Source organism: Fibrobacter sp. UBA2449, from assembly GCF_002342555.1.
GTDB lineage: Bacteria > Fibrobacterota > Fibrobacteria > Fibrobacterales > Fibrobacteraceae > Fibrobacter.
Map to the genome: position 1 here is coordinate 148,776 of NZ_DDQF01000012.1, position 16,988 is coordinate 165,763.

14 protein-coding genes are annotated in these 16,988 nt (G+C 50.0%); 6 read left to right on the plus strand and 8 right to left on the minus strand.

Annotated elements, in window-relative coordinates:
- Positions 1–5: 5 nt before the first annotated feature.
- On the plus strand, positions 6–1,007 hold the full coding sequence (locus B4B27_RS08325; RefSeq protein ID WP_290725551.1) for a hypothetical protein: 1,002 nt from the start codon (positions 6–8) through the stop codon (positions 1,005–1,007).
- 15 nt (positions 1,008–1,022) lie between these two features.
- On the opposite strand, the gene B4B27_RS08330 is transcribed toward B4B27_RS08325, so the two are convergent.
- Complete coding sequence (locus tag B4B27_RS08330; RefSeq protein WP_290725553.1) at positions 1,023–3,164, minus strand: HD domain-containing phosphohydrolase; 2,142 nt, start codon at positions 3,162–3,164, stop codon at positions 1,023–1,025.
- A gap of 136 nt (positions 3,165–3,300) precedes the next feature.
- On the opposite strand from B4B27_RS08330, the gene B4B27_RS08335 reads away from it, so the two are divergent.
- Entirely contained in the window at positions 3,301–4,506 is a 1,206-nt protein-coding gene (locus tag B4B27_RS08335; RefSeq protein ID WP_173381038.1) for a hypothetical protein, read from the plus strand.
- A 7-nt stretch (positions 4,507–4,513) separates the two neighbouring features.
- Here B4B27_RS08335 and B4B27_RS08340 read toward each other — a convergent pair whose 3' ends face one another.
- From B4B27_RS08340 to B4B27_RS08365, 6 genes are all read right to left on the minus strand, one after another.
- Positions 4,514–5,221: a methyltransferase domain-containing protein gene (locus B4B27_RS08340; protein ID WP_290725556.1), complete on the minus strand. Its 708-nt coding sequence runs from the start codon at positions 5,219–5,221 to the stop codon at positions 4,514–4,516.
- The gene (locus tag B4B27_RS08345; protein ID WP_290725558.1) at positions 5,221–6,456 is read right to left on the minus strand and encodes a hypothetical protein; all 1,236 of its coding nucleotides are present in this window, start codon (positions 6,454–6,456) and stop codon (positions 5,221–5,223) included. Before B4B27_RS08345 ends, B4B27_RS08340 begins: the two co-directional genes overlap by 1 nt.
- A 3-nt stretch (positions 6,457–6,459) precedes the next feature.
- Complete coding sequence (locus B4B27_RS08350) at positions 6,460–7,326, minus strand: TIGR02147 family protein (protein ID WP_290725559.1); 867 nt, start codon at positions 7,324–7,326, stop codon at positions 6,460–6,462.
- A gap of 141 nt (positions 7,327–7,467) precedes the next feature.
- Positions 7,468–7,809 (minus strand): hypothetical protein, encoded by a 342-nt coding sequence (locus tag B4B27_RS08355; protein ID WP_290725561.1) that lies wholly within the window; start codon positions 7,807–7,809, stop codon positions 7,468–7,470.
- Between the two features lie 22 nt (positions 7,810–7,831).
- On the minus strand, positions 7,832–8,875 hold the full coding sequence (locus B4B27_RS08360) for a hypothetical protein (RefSeq protein ID WP_290725563.1): 1,044 nt from the start codon (positions 8,873–8,875) through the stop codon (positions 7,832–7,834).
- 90 nt (positions 8,876–8,965) lie between these two features.
- Entirely contained in the window at positions 8,966–10,297 is a 1,332-nt protein-coding gene (locus B4B27_RS08365) for a LuxR C-terminal-related transcriptional regulator (RefSeq protein ID WP_290725565.1), read from the minus strand.
- A gap of 194 nt (positions 10,298–10,491) precedes the next feature.
- Between B4B27_RS08365 and B4B27_RS08370 the strand changes: the two genes are divergently transcribed.
- The 4 genes from B4B27_RS08370 (at position 10,492) to B4B27_RS08385 (ending at position 15,105) form a co-directional block, all read left to right on the plus strand.
- Entirely contained in the window at positions 10,492–10,656 is a 165-nt protein-coding gene (locus B4B27_RS08370) for a type II toxin-antitoxin system RelB/DinJ family antitoxin (protein WP_290725816.1), read from the plus strand.
- A gap of 444 nt (positions 10,657–11,100) precedes the next feature.
- A complete protein-coding gene (locus B4B27_RS08375; RefSeq protein WP_290725569.1) occupies positions 11,101–13,254 on the plus strand; it encodes a hypothetical protein in 2,154 nt (717 codons plus the stop codon).
- Positions 13,255–13,289: 35 nt separating this feature from the next.
- A complete protein-coding gene (locus tag B4B27_RS08380; protein WP_290725571.1) occupies positions 13,290–14,027 on the plus strand; it encodes a hypothetical protein in 738 nt (245 codons plus the stop codon).
- Position 14,028: 1 nt separating this feature from the next.
- Positions 14,029–15,105, plus strand: a complete 1,077-nt coding sequence (locus B4B27_RS08385) for a radical SAM protein (RefSeq protein ID WP_290725573.1) — start codon at positions 14,029–14,031, stop codon at positions 15,103–15,105.
- 143 nt (positions 15,106–15,248) lie between these two features.
- Here B4B27_RS08385 and B4B27_RS08390 read toward each other — a convergent pair whose 3' ends face one another.
- The gene (locus tag B4B27_RS08390; RefSeq protein ID WP_290725575.1) at positions 15,249–16,979 is read right to left on the minus strand and encodes an FISUMP domain-containing protein; all 1,731 of its coding nucleotides are present in this window, start codon (positions 16,977–16,979) and stop codon (positions 15,249–15,251) included.
- Positions 16,980–16,988: the final 9 nt, after the last annotated feature.

The following is a 16,988-nucleotide window of genomic DNA, read 5'->3' on the forward strand; positions in this document are numbered from 1 at the left end:
TCCATATGAAGCTCATCTCGCTTGCATTTTTTGCCATTTCTGCGTTTCTCGTCGCCTGCGGTGACGATTCTAGTTCCGGTGCAGATACCTTGGTGCCGGAAAGTTCTTCGGAGCAGGCTTTGTCGAGTTTTACGCCGGTATCGAGTTCTGCCGAGGTTGTGTCCTCGAGCTCGGAGGCGCCCGCGTCTAGCGATACTCCTGAATCCAGTTCCTGCGAAACGGAGCCTGCATCCAGCAGCAGCGAAACTGCTCCGGCATCTTCTTCCTCCGGCGACGACGGCAAGTGTACCGATTGCGATAGCTACACTGCGGCAGACCCCGAACTCACCGAAAACGGCGGTAAGGGTTCTGTCACTACCTACGGGAGCATCACGGCAAAAGAAACGAGCCTGGGTGGTGCCTGCAATTACGGACAAACGAACATACAGTATTACGCGGCGATTCACGTGAATGTTTCTCCGGGCGATGACAAGGGTCCGTGGGATGGCGGTGCAGCCTGTGGCGGTTGCGTGCATGTGAGGGCGAGGACGCCCGAAGGCTGGAAAGAGGTGACCGTGCGCATTACCGACCGCTGTCCTGACGCGAACTGCGGGGTGGATCTGGGCGGCGCCCCTGCCGCTGACATCATGGGCAATCGCGTGGGCCGCTACTACGGTGAATGGGAATTCGTGAGCTGCGAAGGCGTCAACGGCGTGTGGGGCGATTCAACGTCGCTCTGGATCAAGGAAGGCGCGAGCGAATTCTGGAGCATTATCCAGGTGCGCAACCCGAAGGACATGGTCAAGGGTATCGCCATTTACGGTATAGATACCCGCGACTTCTACGAGCTCGAGATGGTCGTGGGTACGGAAAACTTCTGGACGGTCCCGCAGGCCGTATTGCAGACGGACAGCCGCTACCGCGTGGTGGTGAAGTACCGCACCGGTACCGACGACGAATGGAAAATAAAGGGCTCCGACCTCGCTGTTCCCGAGGCGAACCTATATCTGCATGAGCACAGGGAATAACCCTGCTGTGTGGTGCTATGCGGGCTTGCCGTCCTCGTTAAGCTTGGTGCGCTCGTTGTAGAGCTTTTCCGAAATCTTGCAGAAGGCATCGACGACCATGGGGTCGAAATGCTTGCCGGAACCTTCGGTAATGATGGACATGGCCTTTTCGTAGGTGAAGGGCTTCTTGTAGATGCGTTCGGCCACGAGGGCGTCGAACACGTCCGCGACAGCCATGATTCTTGCCGAAAGCGGAATCGCATCTCCCTTGATTCCCGTGGGGTAGCCGGTGCCGTCCCATTTTTCGTGGTGGTAATGCGCCATCTCGATGGCTTCCTTTAGATAGTCGTCGTCCAGCGAATCGTTGGTATTGTCGACAATCTTCGCGAGAATATGGAACCCTTCAATCGTGTGGCTCTTCATGATGGCGAATTCTTCGTCGGTGAGTTTTCCCGGCTTGTTCAGGATGAGGTCCGACACAGCGATTTTCCCGATGTCGTGGAGCGGCGCCGAGCGCTTGAGCTTTGCGATGTAGGCGTCGTCGATGATGTCCGGGAGCTTGCCTTCGCGCTGCAGTTCCTTCGCGATGGCCTCCACGTAGAAGGCTGTCTTCTTGATGTGGCTTCCGGTACTTGTGTCGCGCGCTTCGACCATTTCTGCGAAGTTGATAATAATTTCGTCCTGCATCTTCGCGATGCGATCGGCTGCCGCCTCGAACCGGTGGATGAATTCGACGGAGTCGATGCCCATCTTGTTGATGGCCTTGTAGAGGTGCTCTATTTCGTCGGAGGTGCCGATATTCAGGGTGTTGAGTTCGCTGAGGCTGTTTTCGCGACCCTGTTCCAAGTTGTAGGCGAAGTGGATGGCCGCCGAGGCGATCCTGTTCACCGGATGCACGATTCCGCGCTTTGCGAATTCCAGCACGATGCTCATGATGATAATGGAAAGCCCGAAGAACATCGAGAGCAGCTTGATGAAGAACTTTGCCTGGTCATAGACGATTTCGCCCATGGAAATGTCTGCCGCGACATAAGCGACCGTCTTGCCGGCGCTGTTCTTCAGGGGCCTGTAGACGGTAAGCAGCCATCCGTACTGGTCGTCGGAAATGATGGGCTCGATGGGTTCGCCTTTGAGTAGGTTGGAAAGGTATGGCTTGAAACTCGGGTCGAATGCGACGAGATCTCCGGGGCTGCTTCCCGCTTCGCCGTCCCTGGACACGAGGTCGAATACGACGTGGCAGCCGTCCTCGAGAATCTTGTAGACGTAGAGGTACTGTGCCTGGGGGAACCCGTCACGGATCCTGTACAGGAGCTTCTCTATCGCGTCGTAGCCTTCGGCGTTGTGCCCCTGTTCGATGAATTCGTCGACACGGTCGGCGTCGATGACGACGGATGCCGCCTCGGAGAGGCCATTGGCGATATCGGTAAACTTGCCGATGGAAACTTGCCTGTAGAGGATAAATCCGGTGATACTTGCTAGCGCGCCGAGCAGGATTTCGGCCGCGATGACGATGATGACGACCTTGCTGAGCAGGGAATGCTTGAAAAGCTTGTGCTGGTGGTTGATGTAGGGCTCGAAGAGGAACACCTTTGCAAAGAGGTGCTTGAAGTGGTCGTTGATGAACCTGTAGCCGATGATGGCCGCCGCGACGACGATAGCCTTGTCGAAAATGTCGATGACGATGTCTGCCGAGAGCTGCGAGAAGAACTTGGAAAAACCGAGGGTACTGTAGATGGCGTTTGCGAACGGGGCCGAGATGCCTTCGCCGAAGTCGTAGCCATAGAGGAAGTAGGTGAGAATCGAACCGAGCCCGCCGCCGATAAGCGAGAAAACGAGGACGCTTGCGATGATTTTCGGGACATGGAGGAAAAATTTCCGTTGCTGGAAAAGGGCCGCCGCGACGCCGATCAGGATGCTGATGATGCCGTAGTAGAGGGTCGTGATGTCGGAGATGCCGTTGAAGGCGTTGGAGAAAAAGCCGACGATGACGGCGGGAAGCGTGCCGCCCAGCATGGCGACAAGGATTGTGCCGATAGAATCAAGGAATACGGGGAGTTCGAAGTATAGGGCTAGCTTGGCAGGGACAATGTTGAGCAGCAGCCCGAATGCGATAAGCGCTATGGCGCAGGCCCAGTAGGCCGCTGGACTGTGTGATTTGGCCAAAAGAAAGTTTTTCATAAATCCGGACACCTTCTTTGGAAACTCCTTCCAAGAATCCCCTCATGAAATTTACATTGTTTTTTTGCAAAAGGGAGTTATATTTATAGGGAATTTATCGGTAAAATGCCTTTTAGGCGTTTAGGAAGGTAAAAAGATGAAAAGATTGGGTCTTCTCAGGCTCTTTGCCGCCCTTTTGGGCTTGGTCCTTGTTTCCGCATGTACCCACGGGTTGCTCGTCCGCGATGGCGCTACCTTCAAGGGGAAATCCGGGGTCATTGGTGTGTTCCGCCAGCCGGCCTTTTATTGCAGCGAGGCGAATCCCCACTATGCAAAGATTGGAGACTCCACGGTTGTCGTGAAGCCCGCGTGGAGCGAGGAGCAGGATAACCTGTTCTATACCCACCTTAAGCCGGGCCGCGCGACCCTCTATAGCTATAGCTACAGCTGTGGCGATAACGACAATAAGTTCGTCCTGGACACGACTTCTGCGAACAAGGGCTCTTCGGGAATCGTTATCCCCGATAGCGGATTCTGCAAGATCGTGATTTCTTTTGTCCAGGGAGACAAACTGTTCGACCACAATGACGCCCTGATCGATGAGCTTTTCAAGAAGGAAAAGGTCGCAGTGGCTGCGTCGGATATACCCTATTGCGAAGTCGTAAGTACCGACGGTTCCGTACAGAGCTTCGCGAACAAGGATTCCCTGCTGGATGTCCAATACGAGGCAGCAATCGAATCTGCCCGCGACGGTTCGTGCGAGGATATCCGCCCGTTGATCTCCATTGACGAAAATTCAAACAAAGTAACGTGGAACGGTGACAGGAACATGGTGCTGATGGTGGTGGCGCATGCCAATCCCGATATGTTCAAGGATGTCCAGAAGGTCACGTTCGACAACGAAGTGCGCGTGTTCTCGGACAAGGAAATGCTGGAATGGTTCAAGACGAACCGCAAGTCGGTCCGTAACTGGCCGCTTCGCATCCGTCAGCTCCTTGGACTCCCGCGCGGGGAGAAACTGACGCACTTCACGACGGTCTGGGTGAATCCCAAGGACATGATCCGTCCCGCCTACATTCCCGACATCGCGAGCGCCGAGATGACCTGCCGGTTCAACGAAGAAGACGATTCGCAGCTGGATAGCCTCGGCATGTGGCTCAGGAACTGGTTCGACGATGCTTGGGCGAAGAACTACAAGGCCCATGGCTATCCGTGGACGCGTCTGGGATACACTTATGACTGGGGCTCGAAGGGCGACAGGTATGGCCTTTCGGAATTCATGATTATGAATGGAACCGAGGTGCATGTGCAGTCGACGAGGGAATTCAAGGCTTACCTGAAGTGGCTTGCCGACCGCGACTAGGGTAGCTTCAATCGCGTGAGACGATGACCCGCCACAGCTGCTGGCGGGCTTCTTTGTACTTGCGCTCGAACGCGGTGACGGGATGCTCGGAATCAAAAGGCTCGCGGGCGATGGTCCGCTCGGGAGCGGCAATCCGTGCCGCCTCCGCAAATTCCCGCGCGTATATTTCCCAGTTGGTGCGCAGCTCGATGGCATCGCCGAGCTGGAGGAGCGTCGGGAAAATCGGGTGCAGGTGGAAACGCCTCGTGGCTTCGCTCTGCTTGGGCCATGGGTTCGGGTAGTAGAGCGCATGGTAGGGGATGTGCCACTGGCCTGCCTTGACCTTCCCGAGGGCGAGCCGCCAGAAGTCGAGCAGTTCCGCGCGCACGAAGAATGCGTTCTGCGGGAAGGTTGCCGTCCCGTTCCCTGCACCGCCGGCCTTCGTGAGCCGGGCCGCGGACTTGTCGATGCCTATGACGGGAATGCCCGGATTTGTTAATGCGATGTTTAACGTGCTTTCGCCGGTGCCGCAACCCGAATCGAGAATTACTTTATGTGTGGTGTGGCTCGCGCTCTCATAAAAGTTTAAAACAAACTTCTCCGCTTCCGCGAATGCCGTGCGCGTATGGTCCGCAATCGGGCGCAAATACTCCGTAGAGGCGTACTTGCGTACGGCTTCTTCGAGCTTGTCGTATATATCGGTCTGGTTGGTGGTGACCGCGCGGGCTCCGGACATTACCGCTTCCAGATGCTCAGGCGCTTGCCGCCGGTAAGCTCGATGTCGTCGAGCCAGAAGTTGACGGTCTTTTCTTCGTTGTTGGGCTTGAAGCTCCACACGAGCTGGTTCACGCAGGTGTAGGAGAATTGCGGATCCAGGATGTCGGCCAGCGGTATGGAAATGCGTTCCCACTTATCGCCGAGCGTGAATTCGGATTGCGCGATAATCTGGCTGCTTTGCGTCTCGTCGATGAGTCCGAATACGATGGCGCCCTCGCCTTTAGCGCGGAACGCGATGGAATCCACGGAGGATATGTCGTTGCAGAGGCTCTTGTCGCTCTTACCGAGCTCGATGCCGACCGTCGCCCAGGGCCACTGCGTCTCGCCGGAGGAATCCTTGACCGCTTCACCGAATGTCGCCGCCACATGCGCGACGATATTGCCATCCTCGCTTTCGAGGCTGAACCTGTGGCTGGACCCGTTGTCGGTAAATTTGGGCGTTACCGTTTCTTCGTTGTAGTCGAAATACCACCAGCCGCCGTCGTAAGTGCGTGCGGGCATGAATCGGTTCTGGTAGTTGGAGTCCTGGAAGTCGTCGAGCAGAAGCGCGCGGCTCTCTTCGGCGAACGTGCTCGCGGTGGAACTTTCGCCTGCGATGACCTTCATGTAGGTGCTGCTCGTGTCGGCGCCTTTCTTGTTCGGGATGAACACCAGGCTAATCGGCCCTGCCGGGAGGGAGTCCATGGAGAACTTGCCGTCCTTTACCTTGGCCGAATGCGCCATGCCGCGGACTTTCACCGTGCCTTCGGCGCCATCGCCTACGGAACCCGCGATGGAGACCGTCTCTTCGAGCGCTTCCTTGCCCAGGTCGACATCGGAACCTTCGACGGAGACTTCCTTCTGGAGGGCCTTGCCGTCGAGTCTAGCTTCAAGGGTGTATGTACCTTCGGCCACGTTTTCGAATACGACCTTGCCGTTCTTGTCGGCCTTGGTAAATTCGTTGTCGGCCGCGTCAAGGCTTTCGCTCTCGCTGAGCTTGACCCTCGCGAAAGCGGCGGGCTGCCCGTCGACCGTAAGCTGTGCCATGATGGCGTTGCCGGCATCGGTGCCGCTCGGGCCGCCGCCTGCCGTCTTGTCGGTGTCGGAACATGCCGAAAGGACCGCCGCCGTCGAAAGCGCGATCAGTCCCAGGCCGAATGTCGAAATGTTCCGCTGCACCTTGGAAAAATACATTTTTTTGAAAAGTCCGCGCATCGCCTAGCCCTCCTTTTTCGGGCTGGGGTTGCCGTCGTCTGCGGTAGCCGGGTCTTCGACCCTGTCGGAGAGCGGGAACATCGCGATATTCATGGCGTACACGCGGTCGGCGCGCTCGCTCTTGCGGGCAAACTGCAGGAGTCCGCGGCGGAATTCCTCGATGCGGTGCTTGATTTCGGGCAGGTCGTCCTCTGCCGCGGTGAACACCACGCTCGAAATGTCGCGTTCTTCGGGCTTGTGGCGGTCGATGGATTCCTGGGCAAGTTCGATGGTATGCCTGTGGAAATTTCGTACGGCCTGGCTCTTGACCTCGCCGCCGGTAGAAAGGATCTGGTCGGTGATGTTCCAGCCGCCGTTGCCGTCGGGAGCGACAAGCCCGAGTTTTTTCAGAATCTCGAGAGCGCTGCGTGCCTCGTCGTGCGAGATGGGCGGGTTCAGGTGGGTCGCGAGTTCCGGAATGTCGCTCGTGTCCTTCGTGATGCCGATGAGGGCGCGGAGCGCAGAACAGCTCCAGCTCCCGAAATAGGCGAGTTCGGGCTCGGTGAGCACGCGCGTTTCCATCTCGCGCAGTTCCATGAGCTTGTAGTAAAGTTCGCTGAGCGCCTGCTTGGCTTTTGTCTTGTTGAAGCGGTAGAGCGTCTTGAAGTATTCCGCCCTGCGGTCGTCGAGCTTGCAGAGGCGAATGAATACCGGGAGCGAGTCCTCGTTCAGGTGCCCGCCCTTCTGGAATACTCGCACGAGCCACGCCGGGTCCACGCCGGTCTTCTGGCTCAGGTAGCGATAGCTGGTGAACGGGTTGTCCTTCTTGCTTTCGGCAAACCAGTCCTTCAAGAAATCGCGGTATTCAAGGTATTCGAGTACGTCAACCATATCCAAAATTTACCTAAATAAGGGCGCGAGCGTCCCGGGGGAGGGCGTGTCGGATCAAGTTTCCGTTGCTCTTTCTTCAACGCCAAAAATGGCGATTTTGATTCAAAATCGCCATAGGGAGAGCTTTTCGCGTGCCGGAAATCAGTTCAGGCCGTTGAATTTGAGGGAATTGATGAGCGTCGTTCCCGAGATGGTGTAGTCGGCGATGCCACCGTTTGCGCTGTAGACGTAGTAACGGTCGGCGTCCTGGTCCTTGCCGAGCACGACCACCGCGTGCAGGCGGACGAGGGTGCCTTCGGCGAATCCCGCTTCGCTCAGGTTGAGGGTCCGTTCGGCGGCGGCGCAGATGTCGTGGTAGCCGGAGGACTCGTAATCGCCGCTCGAACCGTCCATCGGGTTGATCCAGTGGACCCTGATGCGGGCGACGAACGCTCCGTCGTTGTGAAGGGTGAAGGCCTTGACTGTCTTGATTTCTTCAGCCATGATAATGCTCCTTTTTTGATAGTTAGAGGTTGATGTTGTATTTGGTTGTAATCTTGTCGCTGGGGAGATTTTCGCTGGTGCGGTCCAGGTTGACAAAACCGATCTTCTGCGCGTTTTCGATGTTGAAGCACAGGTCGTTCGGCGTGACAAACATCGACTGCAGCTCGCGGGCGTTCTCGATGAGTTCCTTGATGGAAGAGAACGTGTATCCGAAAAATTTCAGGAGGGTCTTGAGGAAATCCTCGATTGCGTTGCTGAGGAAGTTGTTCTTCAGCAGCATCACGTGTTCGCTGTCGGTGTCCTGCAGCGCTTCCTTAAGAAGGTCTTCCAGCTTTTCTTCCTTGCCGGAGTTCTCCTGGACCGAGAAGGCGTTCTCGCTGAAGTTGTATTCCGCGGCGTGTTCGGCGTAAAGGTCGAAGAGCGTCTTTACATTGTTCGCCTGCCGGATGCCCCGGATGTCTGCATTGTCGAGGGCGATCTTCAGGCGGTCGTCTTTTTTCGATGCGTCCAGATAGCACTGGTAGACAAACGAGGAACAGACCATCGTATGCTTGCCTTCGTGCACCTTCTCGTCGATCAGCTTCTTGATTTCGGCGGAGACAATCTTGAGTATCCCAATAATGACGTGCTGCTTGATGCTTACGCCGGAAATGTCCTTGTAGACGAGAATCATGGCGAGCAACAGGAGGTCGGAATAGGGGTAGGGCAGGTTTTCGTCGAGGTAAATCTTGGCGGCCTGCATCACGGGCAGGATTTCGGCATCGGAGAAGAAATCGCTGCTTCCGGGTTGCGTGAGCCGGCAGACGTAGGCGCGTCTGGAGGTTTCCTTGTCTGCGATTTCATGGGCGTGCAGGCCGGTCGTGCCCGCGTCGGCAAGGGCCTGGACGGGACTGTCCTGGAAGTAGAGCGCCCCGTGCGTCACCTTGGAATTCGTGAGCTTCATGATGAGGCTCGAAATGAGGTCGTTGTCTTCGCCTTCGAAGGTGAGGATATCCCCTGCCTTCAGATTCAAAAGGGTGAGTTTCTGTTTGTAAAAATCGTCCGGATTCTTGGGTTCTGTTTTCATTTTGCAGTTTCCTTTGTTTGTGGTTTTAAAGATAAACTGCAAAAGTACTATTTGTCCATAACCCGAATGGACTATTTTTGAGGCTAATCTTTACGGAAAGACATTCTTGACGCTGTCAAGAATGATGTCCTTCTTTGAGGGGGCAATCCCTGAGAGAAGGTGCTCCAGGTCCGATTTTTTAAAGTGCGGGTGGTATTCGAAAAATTTCCGGATGTGCTTGTCGCTTTGTTCGAAGTCGCCCTTCTTGTTGTTGCAGGCGATGAGGATTAGGCGTGCGAGGGGCGTCTCGGGGTGGAATAGCAGGACCTGCCTTGCGGCTTCCTCGCTCTCGGCGAATCTCCCTTGCAAAAAGTAGATGAACGCCCTTGGCGTGGACTGGAACGGTTGACCGGACGATTCCGGGAAGAACCGCTCGTTCTCGTTGAGGAGGGCCAGGGCCTTGTCCTCTTTCCCGACGAGCATGTAGATTTGCGCCAACATGCGCCTGACCCTGAAATCGTTCGGGTTTGCATCCAGGATCTGCAGGAAATAGGCGATGGCCTCGCTCTTGTTTCCGATGACGATGTTGTAGAGCGCCATCATGAACTGCGAATAGATGGAGTAGGGGTTCTTGCGCATTTCGGAACATGCGATTTCCCCTATCTTGGCGCCGTAGCATTCGGCATCTACCCAGGATTCGTTGATTGCCACGTAGTAGGCCGAAACGAGCGAGTAGGCCACGTAGGTGTGGTGGTTTTCTTCACCGTGCAGTGCTTCCAGAGTCGAAACGATTTCGTCAAAGGCATCCCTGTTGCCGCTATCGGTCTGGATATTGGCGTAGCAGGAGGCGAACCACCATCGCGGGAACTTTTCCTTGTCGGTTTCGTAGGTGCGCGCGGCGGAAGAGACCATGTGGGTGAACAGCTGGATGGTAATCTGCGAGGCAAGGAACTGGATGTCGTCCCCGTCCCCGATTTTTTGCGAGACGGACCACAGGATTTCGGATGTGTCGCCCCTGTATAGCGTGACGAACAGGTTCTCGTCTTTCTCGGGGGTTCCCGTTACCTGGATCTGGTAGGTCGGTGGGGATTGCGGCGCGATACTGCCGTTGATTCGGAATAGGTGGTAGTGATGCAGGGCTTCGACGATGGCGAGGGAGAGCCCCTTCGCCAGAGGCGTGGCGGTTAAGCCGTCGCATCCCGTAATGGTGATGTGGATGTCGTCGTCCGTTGTTTGCCTTCTTGCGCTTTTGGTGATATCCGTTGAAACCGCTTCAGTCCTGTTTGTGACTTCGAGCGCCTTGTAGATGTTGGCGAGATGGACTTTGACGGTATTGGCCGAGATATTCAGTGCCCTGCAGATTTCACTGTTTGTGAGGCCTTTGCGGAGCAGGGAAAGAATTTCTTTTTGGCGAGAGGTGAGGAGTTTGCTCTGGTCTTTCATACATATGTAAAAATATATATAAATTAAGAATATTTTTTTAAATCGGATGAAAACGAAAGAAGTAAAAATCCACATTTTTTACTATGGACAAGCTATTTTTTGTCTGAAATTTTTTATTATTTGAATCGGGTTTGTTTGATGAGGTTGAATTTATACGAAAAAAACAAACTGTGGAATTGATTTATAAGATGAATATGGGCATAATTTCCGTAAGAATGGACAAGGAAACAAAGGAAAAGTTCACGGATTTCTGCAAATCGGTGGGTATTACCGTTTCTGCCGCGGTCAACATGTTTGCTCGCATGACCATTCAAGAAAACCGTCTGCCGTTCGATGTGAAACGGTTCCCGAAGCAGTAAGGAAGCTTGGGCTTCGATTAAATTGTACTTTATATACTTGTTGTATTACAATCGCCATACAAAGTATTGTGCGTGATTTGTTGCTAGAGATACATTTTAAAAAATAGGAAGCGCTGAGTGGACGGATGAATACAATCTATTCCCATAGTAACTCGTTCTCTTAGGCTTCATTCGAAATGTAAAATTTTACTCTGGCTTCCTTCTGACGTAGTGCAGGATTGCTAACAAATCGCTTTCTTTTGTTGTATGGCTTAAGTACTACATTGTTGATGAGTTTGTTATGGCGTGTGTGAATGTTATGTTGTTTTAGATTAACTTGCTTGAAAAAAGAAACATCCTGCTTATTTTGTAAACAATTTCCTGTAATTCAATTTTTACTCGTTGTAGACGACTATGACGTGGTAGTAGAATGTATTATTAATATAAATTAAAAAAGAGGTTGAAATGAATACCAAAGTTCATTACGTGATTGTAAAGGCTGCAGCCCAACTCCTTGGTGATATGTCATTGAAATTGCTGGGTGAAAAGATCCGGCAAACGAAATGGAATCAAATAAAAAGTGAACTCGGTATAAATGGTGTGGATGATGTCGGTGGATTGAAACAAGAAACTTATTTTGATCTTGTCATGCTGGGCGCGTATTTAGAAGACAAACCCAAAATTCCATCAGAAATTAGTGAGCCGACAATACGTGATCCTCTTGTTAAGGCTGCTTTCGAAAAGGCTGCACCAGGCAAATACCAACATTGGATGGAACATTTTTGGAATGATCGTATGGACGAAAGTCGTGGGCTGGTGTTGGATATTGATTACATATGTGATGTTATTGCAGAATGTTTGGGAGGTCATCTTTGGGGCGAATTGCTGTCCGAGATAAATTCAGAAATAATTGAGCTTATCGCCGCTCCAATTACTGCCTTGTGTAAGGCTGGAACGCTCACGTTGGATGAATTCCGCTCTGCACCGGTACGTGCGAGGGAATATTGGAAGCTTTTGGTAAAACAATATAAAGAAGGGGAAAAAGAAAGGGCGTATTTGAACCTTGGAAGAGTTTGTCACTTGCTGGCCGATGTTGGTACGCCTTGCCATATGCATGGTGATCCGCATGCTGGATTTTATCCGGTTGCGATGATTCTAGAAAAGATAGGGCTGGGTGGCTTGATAGATACGAAGGATGGAACCGGTATTGATGATGACCAATATGAGTATTATACCGGTCTTGTTATTGAAGATAATCTTAAAGTGTTGGCCAAAGAGAATGATACGGCGTATGAAAAAGCTTTGCCTGTTCGTTGGAACGTGGCGTCGACTGATCTCGCAACATACAAGCGAGAATGGGAAATGATAGATTACTTCAAGAATCTCGGGAAAAAATCTAGATGTTATGACAGTGATGATGTAGATGGAAAAAGCAAGGGACACCCGTATCATTGGGAACATTTTAATCCGCTTGATCCGTATACATATAAGTTAGAAAGGGAATGGAATGGAGATTTGAGAAACTCCGCCTGTGTGGAAATTGCAAGCGACTTGATTCCAGAGACGATTTCGCACACTGCTGGTTTGATTATGCATTTCTTCGATAAAGTAGATGAGAAAATCGAGACCACGGAACCGGGAGCTGCCGATTTGGAAGTAAAGGTAAAGCAGATGCACGTCCTAGATGATACCGATCCGTGTGGTGCTGGTGAAATTTATATGGAAAATTCAATTAATGGTCGTAAGGCGCCTCCGACAGGCCGAATAAAGGCGGATACAGGGGAGACTGTCTCCTTGGCTACAAAGGGAATATGTTGGAATTCTTTCCTTCGCGCCGGCGAAAATATCAATTTAAATTACTGGTCTCATGCCTCGGACAATGATGATGTTGACCTTTGGCTTACAAAAATAAGGGATTCTGAATCCTTGGGGACTATAAATTATACAATCAATACAAAAGATATTCCTAGTGATACGCATTATACGGTTACGTGTAGCTCCAAAAAACCGCATTATTACGATGTTGATATAGACTTCTGTAAAAAAGTGCAAAAGGTGAAGAAGGTTATCTATGTTAATGACGCATGGCGAAAAAAATACAAGGACAGAAAAGAATTCATCAGTAAACGGAGCCACAGTTTTGGTCGTTACAAGCCGCCTGTAACGCTGTATTTGAATTTCGAAGATTCAACACTTCATTTACAAAATAAGCAGCGCAAATGCTGTGGGCATTTTGCTCGAAAAAGGAATATTAGCATCAATAACAAAGTTGAGATTACATTAAATGCAGATGAAATTTTCGAGACGAATATTGATAAACTCTTTGCGAATGATTCTGGAAAGTCGTTTACGCAAATGGCCCTAAATTCGATTGCGAAGTTAAAGAAATTGGCAAAAACGAAAAAACGTCCTAAGCTTGCTGGAGTTGTGTCGAAAATAGAAAATAGTGACAATTACAGAATCTTTTTCAAGGAGAATGGTTCGCTGTTGAGTAGAATCATTAAGGTGAAATACCCTGAACAGGCAGAAAAATTTGGCGATCTGACTAAGGCCAATTTTGCAAAACGCATCTCGACAAAATGCCAATGTTGTAAAGATGAAAAGGAATTCTGGAAATAAGTTATCTCAAAAACCACTCAAAAAAAAGGATTACTATGGCAACAAGAACAACTGCAACTTTTAAAAATTCGCGGACTGCTACGGCTCGAGATGTAAAGCTGACTAAATCTGCAAGTAGGCAAAAAGAAGAAGCCTGTCTGCAAAATGCAGTTTCCTTCTATACCAAGAAAGAGTTGGCGTCCTTGCAGGACAATATCACGTCGCTCATAGCGACCGTTAAAAAGAATGCGAAGGTCGCTGCCCTGATTGATTCTGACCCGCATAAATTCATTTCCAAATATATGGGATTCTTGAAATTCCCTACGGAGAAGAAGGGTGTCTACTTGAGCGTGGAAGATTTTGCTTCTCCTTTAACAAAGGCTAAGGCAAAACAGTTTGTCAACAGCTTCTTGTCGAATTATGCTTCTGCCTCGATCAATGCGTTCTTGTATAATACGACTTTTTTGTGGACGTATGTACATTTTTGGACAAAAACAACGAGTATATCCGCGCCAAGAGATCTCAGTTCGAGGGTGCAATTCAATGTCTCGACTGCGATATATGCGCAGTTCCATGAAGACTTGAAAAGAATGAAGGATTTGGACCTTACTCAATTAAGAACCGAGGCCATGCTTAGAAGAGCTGTGCTTAATCCCACTTCGATTCTTGAAGAGAAAAAAACAAACGAAGTTATAACCCGCAAGGTCGAGTATGTAAGGGAAGGGATACGGATTCGTGCAACGATACGGCTCAAGGATCGCGTATGTACGATTTCGTCTGTCGAGGTGAAATAGGATGGAGCAATCGATAGCAAGACCTGCTCAATTAACCATAATAACGACAAACAGGTGCAATGCGGCGTGTTCTCATTGCATCATGTGTTCCGGGAAAGGCCGGAAAGAAATTTTGACATTTGACCAAATCAAGAACAACATTGATCAAATGAAAAAAGTTTCGAGGGGCCCCTTCATGCTTATTTTTACGGGTGGCGAGCCGACCCTTCTAGGTGAGGATTTGTTTGAGTCTATTGCGTATGCTGACAGTTTGGGAATTCCTTCTCGAATCGTCACAAATGCGCATTGGGCAAAAACCCGCCAAGATGCGGAAAGGATGGTCCAGACCCTGGCTGAATGTGGGTTGAGTGAAATCAACATAAGTACTGATGATTATCACGTGAAATATGTTCCTTTTTCAAATGTGAAAAACGCTTGGAAGGCTTGCCATGGTAAAGGGTTTCATGCCGTAATTGTGGGAGTGTCCTACTCCAAGGAATCTAAAATAACTCCTGAATTTGTTGAAGCGCAATTTAATGAAAAGTTGCAGCGCAGATTCAATAGCAAGGAGAGAGAACTTCCTCTTGACAAAAGGGATAAGGACGGGACGATTTACGCGATTTCAAATACATGGGTTACCAAATCAGGGCGTGCTGCAGAGGAACTTAGTGACAAGTCGTTCAAGTTTAAGCGCAATACAAACTTTTTCCTCGGAAAGTGCCCGACAATCATGAGTTCGGTGATTGTTTCTCCGTCTAATCACGTGTGGGCCTGTTGTGGATTCGAATGTGGAGACGGAAGCGCTTTGGATATAGGGGATTTGTCTAAGGCGACGATGAGCTCGATAGTGAAAAAAGCCGAAAAGAACATTGTAATACAAGCGATCAAATACCTTGGCCCATTGCAGTTGAAAGATTGTTTGGCGTCTATTGATCCTGATATCGAGTTCAAGAATAAATATACATGTGTTTGTGCCCTCTGCGAGGATATTGTAAAAAATGAGAGGGCTCTAGCTACAATAAAAAGCCACAAAGATGAATTGTGGGAGAGGATAAAACTAGCGAAGTCTCTGTCGGAGTTAACGAAAGTTAATGGGTGATTCTTCCGGGGTTGGTTGAGAGGGTCCCTTCCTTCGGGAAGGGATTTTTATAATCCGAACTTTTTCACCTTGTAGTGCATCATGCGGGGGCTCACGGATATGTCGCGGCTCCGTTTGAACGCATGCGGACCGAAATTTACTCCTTAGTCTTTAACGCAACGCACTGAAAGTCTGAAATCAACAAAATGAGAACAGAAGTCGGCTTCTCTGTAATTGCTGGATAGGCACATGCATAGTGCTTTTTTCGAACCTCTGGTTACATTGAGGGAGTCTGAACTCCAAAAGTAAGCAGAATTGCTTGTGCCATCGGAAGAACTGCCGTTTGTACGGTATCCAACAGGAAAAGCGGAAAAGCCAAATTCGTCTGAGCCATTGGCATCCGGACGCTCGCGATAGATCTGAACCCACTCTTGTGTCGATTTAAGAGCATACCCTGCTTTGCCTATGCCCCCGACAGCAGCGAATAAGGTTTCGAAATCCCTTTTGCTTGGTAGGTGCCATCCTGTGGGACATGCTTTTTTTGCATCTTCCCAGGTGTACTGTTTTCCGTATTTTTTCCAGTCTTTGGACGGGTTTACGCTAGTTTCATCGGAAAAAAACCAACCTTTTTTAGTGACAACTTTAAGATTTTCTGCCATCCAAACTTGATTGCCTATTTTTATTGTTTTGTATACATTTCCGTCCTTGTCTTTTAATAATTCGGTCCCTTTTTTATACACAAAATTGACTGTCTCGTGATATTTTAATTTTACCGAAATAGGTTCTTTTGCCTTTCCGATGCTGAGTTGTGCGCAAATGGGGATCGGTTCATAAAGAGGAGTTTTTCCTTTTTGTTTACCATTGATATACAAAGGAATGGATATAGGACCATTTTCATCTTCTGCGGTTAACGAAAGACCTCCCATGGCGGGTTCCATTGGTCCATCAAATTTTAAATCGCTCCCTTGTTTTACGGTTACGTCAAAAGATAATGGCTCGTAGCAATGATGCGATAATTTTATGTGATGAGTACCTGCTGCAAGATGCAATATTCGTTTTTTTTGTTTTTCTCCATCAACAAGTATATCTAATTCGGAAATTTTTGCATAGCCATCTTGTAATTTGGGGCTTATTTCAAGTTTGCCAAAATTTGGAAATAACTCAATTCTCAGGTTCTGCTCGTTTTCGTAAACATCTAATAAGGTGTCCTTGTCAAAATAAGCATCCAACGCAAATGAAAAAGTGTGACTGCCTTCAGCAATTTGTATTATGCAAGGTGTTGATTTGCATTTTGGTTTGCCATCAACACTCAGCATTGCTCCAGGAGGTTTCGATTCAACCTTTATCAAAAATTGCTTGGTTCCTGTTATAGTAAAAGACGAACCCTGCTGTATTTGCGAGAAGCCTTCGTTTCCTTCACCAGAATATGTTTGTTGACCTTTGATGATAGAAAAAAGAGATGGCGTTCTTTTTTTTATTTCTGACATGAGTTCCATGGCGTCAGCCCCCTGACAGACATAGCTCGACATCAATTTCCCGGACGCGGTCTCATACAGTTCTACCGTCACGGTCAGATTTGTCCCGAATTTTCCGGCTCTTGCTTGTGCAACATAATCGGCCGAAATGTTCTTCCCTGTTTCAACAAGGCACTCCCCCTCGCAATCTTCTATCGCCTTTCCCGGTGGAAGCATGACATTGATGTTCTCGCGGGTCATAATTGTATAGCCCATATAATTGGGTAACGTTGTAACTGCAATTTGTCGCAAAATGTCGGTCAAGACCATGCGCTCGTTTTGATCAAGTGTATTTGGAGCACCGATGGTTTCTAGTACTGCGACATGAGCAGCGAAGATATTCAGCGCTCCTAATAGAATTGCGAATAAAAATTTCTTCATTTTTTCTTG